This window comes from Metapseudomonas cellulosilytica, assembly GCF_049334135.1.
GTDB lineage: Bacteria > Pseudomonadota > Gammaproteobacteria > Pseudomonadales > Pseudomonadaceae > Metapseudomonas.
Genome location: NZ_JBHZGN010000009.1, coordinates 157,163 through 170,116 on the forward strand (window position 1 = coordinate 157,163; position 12,954 = coordinate 170,116).

Annotated in this window: 11 protein-coding genes; 3 read left to right on the forward strand and 8 right to left on the reverse strand. The window is 63.3% G+C overall.

Features of this window, described 5'->3' with window-relative positions; genetic code table 11:
- Nucleotides 1–208: 208 nt before the first annotated feature.
- From ihfB to ACFW0H_RS13835, 6 genes are all read right to left on the reverse strand, one after another.
- Nucleotides 209–487, reverse strand: a complete 279-nt coding sequence (ihfB, locus tag ACFW0H_RS13810) for an integration host factor subunit beta (protein WP_226283900.1) — start codon at nt 485–487, stop codon at nt 209–211.
- A 148-nt stretch (nt 488–635) separates the two neighbouring features.
- Complete coding sequence (gene rpsA / locus ACFW0H_RS13815; protein ID WP_044875460.1) at nt 636–2,315, reverse strand: 30S ribosomal protein S1; 1,680 nt, start codon at nt 2,313–2,315, stop codon at nt 636–638.
- Between the two features lie 280 nt (nt 2,316–2,595).
- A complete protein-coding gene (gene argE, locus ACFW0H_RS13820) occupies nt 2,596–3,768 on the reverse strand; it encodes an acetylornithine deacetylase (RefSeq protein ID WP_422914455.1) in 1,173 nt (390 codons plus the stop codon).
- The gene (locus tag ACFW0H_RS13825; RefSeq protein WP_422914456.1) at nt 3,761–4,438 is read right to left on the reverse strand and encodes a DUF1028 domain-containing protein; all 678 of its coding nucleotides are present in this window, start codon (nt 4,436–4,438) and stop codon (nt 3,761–3,763) included. Before ACFW0H_RS13825 ends, argE begins: the two co-directional genes overlap by 8 nt.
- A 13-nt stretch (nt 4,439–4,451) precedes the next feature.
- On the reverse strand, nt 4,452–4,883 hold the full coding sequence (locus ACFW0H_RS13830) for a RidA family protein (protein ID WP_422914457.1): 432 nt from the start codon (nt 4,881–4,883) through the stop codon (nt 4,452–4,454).
- 73 nt (nt 4,884–4,956) lie between these two features.
- Nucleotides 4,957–6,276, reverse strand: coding sequence for a flavin-containing monooxygenase (locus ACFW0H_RS13835; RefSeq protein ID WP_422914458.1), 1,320 nt, complete (start codon nt 6,274–6,276; stop codon nt 4,957–4,959).
- A gap of 338 nt (nt 6,277–6,614) precedes the next feature.
- Between ACFW0H_RS13835 and ACFW0H_RS13840 the strand changes: the two genes are divergently transcribed.
- The gene (locus tag ACFW0H_RS13840) at nt 6,615–8,246 is read left to right on the forward strand and encodes a VRR-NUC domain-containing protein (protein ID WP_422914459.1); all 1,632 of its coding nucleotides are present in this window, start codon (nt 6,615–6,617) and stop codon (nt 8,244–8,246) included.
- A gap of 1 nt (nt 8,247) precedes the next feature.
- A complete protein-coding gene (locus ACFW0H_RS13845; protein ID WP_422914460.1) occupies nt 8,248–10,497 on the forward strand; it encodes an ATP-dependent DNA helicase in 2,250 nt (749 codons plus the stop codon).
- Between the two features lie 151 nt (nt 10,498–10,648).
- Here ACFW0H_RS13845 and ACFW0H_RS13850 read toward each other — a convergent pair whose 3' ends face one another.
- Entirely contained in the window at nt 10,649–11,338 is a 690-nt protein-coding gene (locus tag ACFW0H_RS13850) for an endonuclease (RefSeq protein ID WP_422914461.1), read from the reverse strand.
- A gap of 290 nt (nt 11,339–11,628) precedes the next feature.
- Between ACFW0H_RS13850 and ACFW0H_RS13855 the strand changes: the two genes are divergently transcribed.
- Nucleotides 11,629–11,940 (forward strand): transcriptional regulator, encoded by a 312-nt coding sequence (locus ACFW0H_RS13855; RefSeq protein ID WP_422914462.1) that lies wholly within the window; start codon nt 11,629–11,631, stop codon nt 11,938–11,940.
- A gap of 126 nt (nt 11,941–12,066) precedes the next feature.
- Here ACFW0H_RS13855 and ACFW0H_RS13860 read toward each other — a convergent pair whose 3' ends face one another.
- Nucleotides 12,067–12,948: a DMT family transporter gene (locus ACFW0H_RS13860; RefSeq protein WP_422914463.1), complete on the reverse strand. Its 882-nt coding sequence runs from the start codon at nt 12,946–12,948 to the stop codon at nt 12,067–12,069.
- Nucleotides 12,949–12,954: the final 6 nt, after the last annotated feature.

Here is a 12,954-nt window from a genome sequence, read left to right on the forward strand (position 1 = left end):
AGCCTCCCCGCAACACAGGCTGCGTGCATGAAGCCAGAACGCGAAAACCAGACCATTCTGCCAAAGGATCAGGAGATTACAAGCATAACCCGCCGAGACCCCGGACCGGCACGTTGATGTGGCGCAACAATTCGCCACAATCCACCGCCCCGCACGGTGAGCCAGCCCCTATGCGATGCCGCCAGCTGCGCATGCCCCTCTCGGCACGCTATTCGTTGACGCGATCCCTGAGCTCCTTCCCCGGCTTGAAGTGAGGCACGTACTTGCCATCCAGGCGTACAGATTCGCCCGTCTTGGGGTTTCTACCGACACGCGGAGCCCGAAAATGGAGGGAGAAGCTGCCAAATCCTCGAATCTCGATACGATCCCCCGTCGCCAGCGCCTGCGACATTTGCTCAAGCATGGTCTTGATGGCGAGCTCTACATCCTTGGACGACAGCTGGCCCTGATGGGTAACAATTCGTTCGATCAACTCCGACTTGGTCATGGTTTTCCCTTCTAATTCAAGCGGCTAGATCAGCTCTATGAGGTTTTAGCACGCCAGCGAGGCTTTGAACAGCCCAAAGCCCGCAAGGGAAACGCGGGCAACAAAAAGGGCGGCCTAGGCCGCCCTTCTTGCTGATGGAGCAGGGTGATTAGCCCTGGTTCTCCATCTGAGCACGGATCAGGTCACCAATGGTGGTCGGGCCGGTGGACTCGACTTCCTGCTTGCGCAGTTCCTTCATGGCGTCCTTCTCGTCATCAACGTCCTTGGACTTGATGGAGAGGCTGATTACACGGCTCTTGCGGTCGATGCTGATGATCTTGGCTTCGACTTCTTCGCCTTCCTTCAGCACGTTGCGCGCGTCTTCAACGCGGTCACGGCTGATTTCGGAAGCCTTCAGAACGCCTTCGATCTCGCCGCCGAGGCTGATTACAGCGCCCTTGGCGTCAACTTCCTTCACGGTGCCGCGAACGATGCTGCCTTTCTCGTGCAGGGAGGCGTAGCTGGAGAACGGATCGTCTTCCAGTTGCTTGATGCCCAGGGAGATGCGCTCACGCTCCGGATCAACGGAGAGGATGACGGTTTCCAGCTCGTCGCCCTTCTTGAAGCGGCGAACGGCTTCTTCGCCAACTTCGTTCCAGGAGATGTCGGACAGGTGAACCAGACCGTCGATACCACCTTCCAGGCCGATGAAGATACCGAAATCGGTGATCGACTTGATGGTGCCGGAGATCTTGTCGCCCTTGTTGAAGCGGCTGGAGAAGTCTTCCCACGGGTTGGACTTGCACTGCTTGATGCCCAGGGAGATACGACGACGCTCTTCGTCGATGTCCAGAACCTGAACTTCCACTTCGTCGCCAACCTGAACGACTTTCGACGGGTGGATGTTCTTGTTGGTCCAGTCCATTTCGGAAACGTGCACCAGGCCTTCCACGCCCTCTTCCAGCTCGGCGAAGCAGCCGTAGTCGGTGAGGTTGGTTACGCGGGCGGTCACACGGGTGCCTTCCGGGTAACGGGCCTTGATGGCGACCCATGGGTCTTCGCCCAGCTGCTTCAGACCCAGGGATACGCGGTTGCGCTCGCGGTCGAACTTCAGGACCTTCACGTCGATCTCGTCGCCAACGTTGACGATCTCGGACGGGTGCTTGATGCGCTTCCAGGCCATGTCGGTGATGTGCAGCAGGCCGTCTACGCCGCCCAGGTCAACGAACGCACCGTAGTCGGTGAGGTTCTTGACGATACCCTTGACCTGTTGGCCTTCCTGCAGGGATTCCAGCAGGGCTTCGCGCTCGGCGCTGTTCTCGGCTTCCAGGACACTGCGACGGGAAACGACAACGTTGTTGCGCTTCTGATCCAGCTTGATGACCTTGAACTCGAGTTCCTTGCCTTCCAGGTGGGTGGTGTCGCGTACGGGACGCACGTCCACCAGGGAGCCCGGCAGGAACGCGCGGATGCCGCTGACGTCGACGGTGAAACCGCCCTTGACCTTGCCGTTGATAACGCCCTTGACCACTTCTTCGGCGTTGAAGGCGGCTTCCAGAACCAGCCAGGATTCGGCACGCTTGGCTTTTTCGCGGGACAGCTTGGTTTCACCGAAGCCGTCTTCCACCGCGTCGAGCGCTACGTGGACCTCGTCACCCACCTTGATGGTCAGCTCGCCCTGTTCGTTGTAGAACTGCTCGACCGGGATGACGCCCTCGGATTTCAGGCCAGCATGGACGGTGACCCAGTCACCATCGATGTCGACCACGATGCCGGTGATGATGGCACCCGGCTGCATGTCGAGGGATTTCAGGCTTTCTTCAAAAAGTTCTGCAAAGCTTTCGCTCATGTTCATACCTGTAGTCAAAGGCCAGGAAAGGCCCTATTCCGCACTCCAGCCAATGCGGTCAAGTCATCAATAGAAGCGACGGGGATCGAAGCTGGTATCCCGCGCCGCCCCAGTGGCGTCACCCCCAGCCAAGGCCGGCAATGACGCAAATCTCGGGGTTGACACCGGCTTTTTCAGCCTCCGGACGGAGGAATTGAGCCGATATAAGGACGGGAATGTTAGCAACGGGGCTGACGCCCGTCAATTCCGCGCCCCAGGCATTTCGTAGGGGTGCGGCAGTCTACAGCAGGCTGGCCCCGCCCTGAAGATGGCGTGCCAGACGGCGCAGCATGGCATCGCAACCGGCGAGCTGTTCAAGGCTGATGAATTCGTCCGGCTTGTGTCCCTGATCCATGCTGCCAGGGCCGCAGACCACGGTGGGAATCCCCGCCTGGTCGAACAGCCCACCCTCGGTGCCGAAGGCCACGGTTCCGAATTCCGTCGAGCCGCTAAGCAGCGCCAGCAGACGAGCGGCCTCGCCATTGGGCGGAGTGGCCAGCCCCGGGTAGGCGCTCAACGGCGTCAGGCGGATGCCCGTATCGGGTTGCACCGCGCGCATCCGCGGTAAAAGTTCGGTTTCTGCGTAGGACTGCAGCTCATCCGCGACCTGCTGGGCGTCGAAGTCCGGCAAGGCACGGACCTCGAAATCGAACTCGCATTCCGCCGGCACTATGTTGAGCGCTCGCCCGCCCTTGATGACGCCGGTCTGCACCGTGGAAAACGGCGGATCGAAGCGCTCATCATGACGCTCCGGCCGCGACAGTTCAGCGCCTATCTCTCCCAGTCTGCCGATCAGCCTGGCCGCGTACTCGATAGCGTTGACGCCATAGGGGGCATAGGCGGAGTGACAGGCGGCGCCCTGCACCTGGCAGCGCATCGCCAGCTTGCCCTTGTGGCCCAGCACGGGCTTCAGTTCGGTGGGCTCGCCGATCAGGCACAGGCGCGGCTTGTGAGGCCGTTTTGCCAGCTCCGCGAGCATCGGACGGACGCCCAGGCAGCCCACTTCCTCGTCATAGGAGAAAGCCAGGTGCACCGGCAGCTTCAGAGGCCGCTCAAGGAAGGCCGGCAGCGCCGCGAGCACCGAGGCGATGAAGCCCTTCATGTCCGCCGTGCCGCGGCCGTACAGGCGCCCTTCCCTTTCGGTCAGGCGGAATGGGTCCACCGTCCAGGCCTGCCCTTCCACCGGCACTACGTCGGTATGCCCGGAAAGCACGATGCCACCCCGGTCCCCGGGACCGATGGTGGCGAACAGGTTGGCCTTGGTGCGCTCGGGGTTGTAGAAGAGCTCGCTCTCCACGCCCAGCTCCGCCAGGTAGTCGCGGATGAAGGCGATCAGTTCCAGGTTGGAGTCCCGGCTGACGGTGGCGAAACCGACCAGCCGCTCCAGCATGTCGCGACTGGACAGCTCACTCATCGCCCGGCACCCCGTAGCTGGGCGCCGCCGTCGGGTCCAGCGCGCGGGTCACGTAATCCTGCATTTGCGGGCGATAGGCCTGCCAGAGGCAATCCAGTTGGCCGATCGGGTCTTCGTCCGCCCAATCCACCCGCAGATCGACGATCGGCCAGGTCAGGTCCCCCACCACCTTGAGCGCCGCCGAATGCACGGGACCGGCCTCGCCGCCCGCCGCCATTGCTGCATGCATGGCGGCCAGCAGTCGATCCGCCAGCAGACCTGGCGCGGCCTCGAAGGCCTCGACCATGGCCTCGATCACCCGGGTTCCGGCAAGCAGGTTCCCAGCAGCGGCACATTGCTCACCCGCGACCGCGTTATGCACGCCCAGGGCCTCGCTACCGCTAAACAGCGCAACGCGGCCCCGATCATCGATCACCGTTACCTGGCGGTACTGGCTCCAACCATTGGCGCTCAGCGCCCGATCCAGGGCGGCGGTCGGCTCCAGTTGCTGCCCATCCAGCAGGTCGAGTATCTGCGGCCCCAGCGCCGGCAGGGTGACGTTCTGGGTCGCCACCGCCCCCACCCCCGCGCGAACCCAGGGGCAGCGGGCGCCAACGGCGATGCTCGAGGAACTGATGGCGATGCCGAGCTGCCCGGTCTCCGCGCAGCGCCCGATGATGGAGAACGTCATGTGCTGCTCCTCCTTATGCCTTGGCCGGCTGCCAGTCGTCCGGGATGACCGCGATCACGTCGATCTCCATCAGCCACTGGGGCTGCCCCAGGGCCGACACCACCAGTCCGGTGGAGATGGGGAAGACCCCCTTCAGCCACTTGCCCACTTCCTGGTAAACCGGCTCGCGATAGCGCGGGTCGATCAGGTAGGTGGTGGTCTTGACGATGTGGGACAGGTCGCTGCCCGCCTCTTCCAGCAGTTGCTTGACGTTCTTCATCGCCTGCTCGGCCTGGGCACGCGGATCGCCAAGGCCAACCAGACGGCCGTCGAAATCGGTGCCCACCTGGCCACGCACATAGACGGTGTTACCGGCGCGCACCGCCTGGCACAGGTCGTTGTCCAGCGTCTGGTTCGGATAGGTGTCTTTGGTATTGAACATGCGGATGCGGGTATGGGTAGGCATCGACTTGACTTCCTTTATTCAAACTTTTGGAGATTGCGAATCGGGGTAGCTGCCATCAGGACGTTTCTTTCGATCAGTCCTTCGCCCTGCGCTGCGAAGCATCGCGATAAGCGAGGTACTTGCGCTGCGTAGCGATGTGGTCGGCAATGTGCTTGGCATCGTGCCAAACGCCCCATATGAAGGTGGAACCGCGGCGGGACAGCCACGGCAGGCCCAGGAAGTAAACGCCGGGTTCGCCGGATACGCCGCGCTGATGCTTCGGCTTGCCGCTTTCATCGAAGGCGTTGACTTTCAGCCAGCTGTAATCGACCGAATAGCCGGTCGCCCAGATGATCGAAGTGATGCCGGCCTTGGCCAGGTCGAGTTCCAGAATGGGATTGGTCACGCAATCCGGATTCGGATAGGTGGCGCGGGCTTCGGGCTCCTCCGGCAGATCAAGCCCATTGCGAGCGATGTATGCGTCAGCGGCATCCAGCAGCGACAGGTAGTTTTCGTCGCCACGGGCGATATTCTCGGCAAGGTCCGCCTGGAACGTCACGACACCGTCATTGAACGCCTTGGTCAGACCAACAAGCGTCACCCCCTGATGAGCGAGACCACGGAAGTCGACGGTATGCCCGCCACGCGCACCGCTAACCGCGATTGTGACGTGCTCCTTGCCCGGCTGAGCGGCTTCCGCATCCCACAGACCAAGCACGCCCAGCCACCAGCAGAAGTCGCGGTTGCGATAGGCGCGCGGCGGGCGGTCATGCGCCCCAACGGAGAGGTACACGTTCTTGCCGGCACGCTGCAGTTCGTCTGCGATCTGCACCCCCGACGATCCGGCGCCCACCACCAGCACGGCACCCTCGGGCAACTGCTGGGGATTGAAATACTGAGCAGAGTGGATCTGGGTGATGCTGTCGTCTTTCGGCGCGATTGGTGGAATGACAGGACGCTGGAAAGGTCCGGTTGCAGCCACCACACGATTGGCCTGGATCACACCCTCGGAGGTTTCGATGGTAAATCCCGGCCGGTCGGTATTGCGCGCCACCTTCTTCACTTCCACGCCGGTGCGGATGGGGGCGTTGAACTGCTTGGCATAGGCTTCGAAATACGCCGCAACCTGTTCTTTAGAGGCAAAGGCGTCGGGGTCGAGGCCTTCGAACTCCAGGCTGGGGAAACGATCGTGCCAGGCCGGACCATTGGCAACCAGCGAATCCCAACGCCCCGTACGCCATGCTTCGGCAATGCGGTTGCGCTCCAGGACAAGGTGGGGCACCCCGAGTTTGGTCAGGTGCTCGCTCATGGCCACACCGGCCTGACCGGCACCCACGACCAGCGTATCGATTTCAATGTTCTCAAGCGCCCTGTCTGCGCCCTTCTGCAGCGCGGTTTGATTCAGGTCGGTCATGGCCTGCCTCCTCTGACTCCGGTCATTGTTGTTCTGCTATTGCGGCTATATGGGGTGGTGATGGCCGCATTCTGTTCAGAGGCAGGGATTCGCGAAATTATGATTTTTGTAGTCGCTGGCTAGGAAAAAGCTGCCAGCTCGGACAACACGGGGCCCGCGCGGCAGAAGGGCGTGGATATAGTTTTTTTAGCTTCAGGCGCGACAAATTCGGTAATGCCGCCCACCATACCCCCGCAGGCACAACGTGCTTGCGTCCCACTGATCGAAATCCATTTGCCGCCGTCCGGCCGGGCCTGATATCTGTATAAATTCACAGTAGAAACCCGACCCTTCCGACCATGCCTGCCGCCCTCGAAGACCCGTTCTATTACCTCCAGAATTTCCACACACTCCTGGACTGGATCAGCGAGCGCTACAGCGACCTGCTGGTCGCCGAAGAGCGAGCCTTCATCGACGATTTCCGCGCCCTGCCCCGCGCCTCCCAGGCGCTTCTGGTGCGGATGGTCATGCGCAAGGGCGCGCTGTTCCGCGCCAGCAAGCTGAACTACGCGGAAATCGGCGATACCCGTCAGGCAGCCGCGCCACTGGTGGAGTTGGGCTGGGTGAATGCACATCCCTTGCTGGACCTCTCGCAGCTCTTTGGCCTAATTACCCTGGGCGAGGTGGACGCCTGTTTCGGCAAGGCGTCAGGGCGCAAGGCCGAGCGGCTTGAGGCCTTGCTTGCCGACCATCCGGAACCGCGCACCTTCGCCGACTGGTACCCAGCCAGCGTCGACTGCGTCTACGCGCTTGGCCTGATGGACATCTGCGACCGGCTGCGGCTGATGTTCTTCGGCAACCTGTATCAGGACTGGTCCGAGTTCGTCCTCGCCGACCTCGGCATCTATCAGTACGAGAAGGTGGAGATAGATGCCTCGGCGCGGGGTTTCCGTGAACGCACCGATCTGGACTACTACCTGCGCCTGCACCACTGGCGTGAACGCTTCGACGCCGGCGAGCCGCTGGACGAATTACTGCCCGCGCTGCCCCTGGAGCCCCATCCCAACCCCTGGCTGGACGCACGGCGACGCAAGCTGCTGTTCCAGGTCGGCCAGCACTGTGAACGTGGCGCTTTGCTGGAGGCGGCGCTTGGCCTGTACGGCCTCTGCGAGTACCCCGGTGCCCGGGTACGGCGCATCCGCGTGCTGGAGCGGCTGGGCGCTTACGCCGACGCCTTCGGCCTGGCGCAGCAAGCCTGCGCGGCGCCCGAGAGCGAAGAGGAGGACCAGCACCTGGTGCGCATCCTGCCGCGCCTTCGGCGCAAGCTGGGCCTGCCCAAGGCGCCGCCGGTCGAGAGCGCGCCGGTACGGCGTATCGACCTGGTCCTGCCGCAGCCGCCGGAACCGCTGTCGGTGGAACACGCCGTGCTGCTGCACTTCCACGAAGAAGGTGCGCCGGTGCACTACGTGGAGAACACCCTGCTCAACTCGCTGTTCGGCCTGCTTTGCTGGGACGCCATCTTCGCCGCCTTGCCCGGCGCATTTTTCCACCCCTTCCACAACGGCCCCGCGGACCTGCTCAGCCCGGACTTCCATGCACGCCGCGCGCCCCTGTTCGACGCCTGCATGGCACAGCTGGACAACGGCGAGTACCAGGCCAGCATCAGCCGCACCTACGCCGCCAAGCAGGGCCTGCTGTCGCCCTTCGTTTACTGGGGAAACCTGGACGGGGAACTTCTTGAGCAAGCCCTGGCCTGCCTGCCGGCCGCCCAGCTCAAGGCCTGCTTCCAGCGCATCCTGGCCGATATCAAGGCCAACCGCGCCGGGCTGCCGGACCTGATCCAGTTCTGGCCTGAGGAGCGCCGCTACCGCCTGATCGAGGTGAAAGGCCCCGGTGATCGACTGCAGGACAATCAGTTGCGCTGGCTGGAATTCTGCGCCCGGCACGACATTCCTGTGGAAGTCTGCTACGTGCAGTGGGCGGACAGCTGACATGACGTACAGCGTCGCTGTGCGCGCCCTGTGCGAGTTCACCGCCAAGTGCGGCGATCTCGACCTGCGCTTCACTCCCGCCCCCACCGCCCAGGAAGGCATCGCCGGACACGCCCTGGTGGCCAACCGCCGCGGCGAGGGCTACCAGGCCGAACTGGCCCTGAGCGGCGAATTCGGCCCCCTGCGCGTACGCGGCCGCGCCGATGGCTACGATCCGGAGCGAAATCGCCTGGAGGAAGTGAAGACCTATCGCGGCGACCTGCAACGCATGCCGGACAACCACCGGCAACTGCACTGGGCCCAGGTGAAGGTTTATGGCTGGCTGCTCTGCCAACAGCAGGAACTGACCGAGGTCGAGCTGGCGCTGGTGTACTTCGATGTCGGCAGCCAGAAGGAAACCCTGCTTACCGAACGCCATCGCGCCGAAGACCTGCAAGGGTTCTTCGAGGAACAGTGCCGGCGTTTCCTCGCCTGGGCCGAGCAGGAGCTGGAACACATCCAGGCCCGGGACGTTGCCCTGGAGGCCCTGATATTTCCCCACGGCACCTTCCGCCACGGCCAACGCCAGCTCGCCGAGGCGGTGTACAAGGCGGCCAGTACCGGCTGCTGCCTGATGGCCCAGGCGCCCACCGGCATCGGCAAGACCCTGGGCACGCTCTTCCCCTTGCTCAAGGCTGTGCCGCGCCAGTCACTGGACAAGATCTACTTCCTCGCCGCCAAGACTCCCGGCCGCCAATTGGCCCTGGATGCACTGGACCAGCTGCGCGCCCGGCCCTTGCGCGTGCTGGAACTGGTGGCCCGCGACAAGGCCTGCGAACATCCGGGCAACGCCTGCCACGGCGAGTCCTGCCCCTTGGCCGCAGGCTTCTATGACCGCCTGCCGGAAGCCCGCAAGACCGCCGCCGAGCGACACTGGCTGGACCGCGACAGCGTGCGTGAAATCGCCCTCAGCCATCAGATCTGCCCCTACTACCTGGCCCAGGAAATGGCGCGCTGGAGTGACGTGGTGGTCGGCGACTACAACTACTACTTCGATTCCAGCGCCCTGCTCCACGGCCTGACCAGCGCCAACCAGTGGCGCATCGCTGTGCTGGTGGACGAAGCCCACAACCTGGTGGAGCGGGCGCGCAAGATGTACTCGGCCGAGCTCGATCAGTTGAACCTCAAGACCTTGCGCAAGACGGCCCCTGCTGTGCTGAAAAAGCCCCTGGAGCGGGTCGGCCGCCTCTGGAGCGAGCTGAACAGGGAGCAGGCCGAGGAGTACCGCGCCTACGACGTCCCTCCGCACAAGCTGCTCAATGCCCTGCAGGGCGCGGTCACCGCCATCACCGACTACCTCAGCGACAATCCCGCTGCGCTCGATAGCACCCTTCAGGACTTCTACTTCGAAGCCATGCAGTTCGGCCGAATGGCCGAGCAGTTCGACAGCCATTCGCTCTTCGACCTCAGCAAACGACCCGGCAAGGGCGGTGGCAGTCTGTCACGCCTGTGCCTGCGCAACCTGGTGCCGGCGCCCTTCCTGAGCTCGCGATTTGCCGCCAGCCGCTCCACGGTGCTGTTCTCCGCCACCCTCAATCCGCGCCATTACTACAGCGACCTGCTGGGGCTGGCACGCAACACGCCCTGGCTGGAAGTGGACTCGCCCTTTCGCGCAGAGCAGCTGCAGGTCCGCGTGGCCGCCAACGTGTCCACCCGCTACCAGCACCGCGCCGCATCGTTGGCCCCCATAGCCCGGCTGATGGCCGAGCAGTTCGCGGAACGCCCGGGTAACTACCTGGCATTCTTCAGCAGCCACGACTACCTGCAACAGGTCGCCAGCCTGTTCGCCCACGAGCACCCGCAGGTACCCATCTGGCTACAGGCGCGGAAGATGGACGAAGCCGAGCGCCAGGCCTTCATCCAGCGTTTCGAAACCGGCGGCAGGGGAATCGGTTTCGCGGTTCTGGGCGGCGCTTTCGGTGAGGGGATCGATCTGCCCGGCGAACGCCTGATCGGCGCCTTCGTCGCCACCCTCGGCCTGCCACAGCTGAACCCGGTGAACGAGCAGCTCAAGCAGCGCATGGCCGAACTCTTCGGGGCCGGCTACGACTACGCCTACCTCTATCCCGGCCTGCAGAAGGTGGTGCAAGCGGCCGGGCGGGTCATCCGCACGACCGAGGACCGGGGCGTGGTGCACCTGATCGACGACCGTTTCGCCAGGCCGGAAGTGCAGAGGCTGTTACCCAACTGGTGGGCAATCGATAACCTGTAGGGGCGAATTCATTCGCCAAGCAGGCCGCAGGTCTGCCCAAATGGGGGTCCGGCACCGGGCTCCGCTTCCCTCATCCGAACGCGGCCCGCCCCGGCCCCTCTCCCAGAGGGAGAGGGGAGAAAGCGGTCTGCCAGGTTGCCCACAGAGCGTCTTACCGCCGGCAGGCGCCCATATCCACCTTGCCCACGAACGGATTGCCATAGCCCATCACGCAGGCCACCCGCTGGTTGCGGTTGCGTTCCCAGGCTTCCACCGGGTACTGGCGGTTCCACGCGTTGTAGAGCTTGCGGTCCTGGCTGGAGAGGCGCAGGTCGTAACGGTCGCTCATGTAGAAGTAGGTACGGGCGATCATCCCGCGGATTTGCGGGCGCGGCATCGCCTTGCGTGCCTTGAAGTCCACCACCATGGGGCAGGCGCCGTACTGGCTGGGTTTCTGCGGCAGCCAGGCGAAGCTGTAGTTGCTGCGGTCGCCATTCACCTCGCCGATGCTCGGCACCAGGTTGTGCAGGTCGGCCTCGGCGCGCTGGTAGGTGGGATCGTTATCGGCGCAGTTCTTGCGGCCTCCGTTCTGCCAGCACTGGCGCTGATGGCCGATCACCCAGGCCGGCACTATGTGCTCCCACTCGATGCGCTTGGCCCGCTGCGGGGCCTTGCGCGGCACGTAGCCGCAACTCTTGAGGTCGACCCGGTTCCCCTCGTAGCGGCAGCCGCAATAGAACTCCACCGGGTGAGTGGCATAGAGCTTCCAGGCGACCTTCTTGGCTTCGTTGAAAGTACGGGGAGCGGCAGCTTCGGTTGCGGCGGAGAACAGCAGGCAAAACAGCAGGATAGAGCGGATCATCAGGCTTTTTTCTTCCCGGTACTGCGTCAGTGGGAAATGACTGACAACAGATTTTTCCTTTGGTTTGGTTGCCATCAGACCGCGGCAACTGCTATCTGTATAAATATACAGTAATTCAGGAAAAGTCCTATGCCTGTATCAGCCCCGATCCGATTGCCAATCCCAGATCAACCCGTTCCATCGAACATCCCGCTGCCTTACCAGCTACCACTGCCTTTCCCGCCCCGCGGCCAGGTACAGCCCCTGCTCGCCAGCCGGCGGCTGCACTGATTCCGCGCGAGGACGCTCAGATGCTGGATGTACGCCAGTTGAAATACACCGTGAGCCGCATGGCGCCGGAAGAGATTCGCGAAGCGGTGGAAGAACTGCGCCTGGAAGGCCTGGTGACCGACGGCAAGACGCCCTTCGGCCGCCTGCATTTCAACACCTGCCTGGCGGAGATCGAGGCGCTGTTCCAGCGCGCTGGCTATCACCGTCAGCTCGATGTAGTGGGCTACCAGGGCCAGGCCTACGCCCTGTTCGATCCGGCCCGCTGGGAGCCGGTGCAGGTATTGAGGTGGCTGAAGGACTACGTGGATTCGCGCGAGGTGGAAAGCGCCTGAATCCGAATGCCGGAATGGCTGCTCATAAGGTGTGCCATTCGCGCCGTTTTCTGTGCTCGGATCGGCTCAATGGGCCTGTCGTTGAACTTGCTTGGTGCGCACGGCGCACCCTACCTCTGTGCAACGTCAGCGCTTCTGCGCATAGGCCATGAACAGCCCGCTGCCGACGATGATGGCGATGCCCAGCAGGCCAATCTGGTCCGGAGCATGGTTGAACAACAGCAGGCCCAGCAGGCCGGCGAAGACGATCTGCCCATAGCCGAACGGCGCCAGCAATGGCGGGGAGGCATGGCGGAAGGCCTGGGTCAGCAGCATATGCCCACTCATGCCGCAGGTGCCGAGCGCCAGCATCAGCAAGCTGTGGCCGAAGCTGTCCGGCAGGTGCCAGAAGAACGGCACCAGGGCGCTCATCACCAGGGTATTGGTCAGCCCGGTGATGAAATTGCTGGTGGCCGAACTGTCGGTTCGGGAAACGATGCGCGTCAACAGCTGGTAGAAGGCGAAGCACACGGCCGCCGCGAGGGGGAAGAGGATCGCCGGAGTGAACAGCGCGCTGCCCGGCCTCACGATCAGCAGTACCCCGCCAAACCCCACCAGCACCGCCGCCCACTGGGCGCGGGACACCCGCTCCTTCAGCAGCGGCACGGACAGCGCGGTGACCAGCAAGGGTGCCAGGAAGATCACCGAAGTCGCCTCCGCCAACGGGATATGCCGCAGACCGGTAGTGAACAGCAGGCTCACCCCGACCAGGCAGAACGCTCGCGCCACTTGCAACAATGGACGTTTGGTACGTAACACCCTCATACCCTCCCGCGGCAGCAGGAAGCCCGCCATCAGCAGGGTGTGCACCAGGTAACGCACCCAGACCACCATGACGATGGGATAGAAGGCCGACAGGTACTTTGAAATTGCGTCGTGGCTGGAGAAGAGGAAGGTGGCCAGGCAGACCAGGACAATGCCTTTCAACGGCTGGTCGATACGTGGCGACAGGGGGCTTTGCGAGCTCATCAAAGG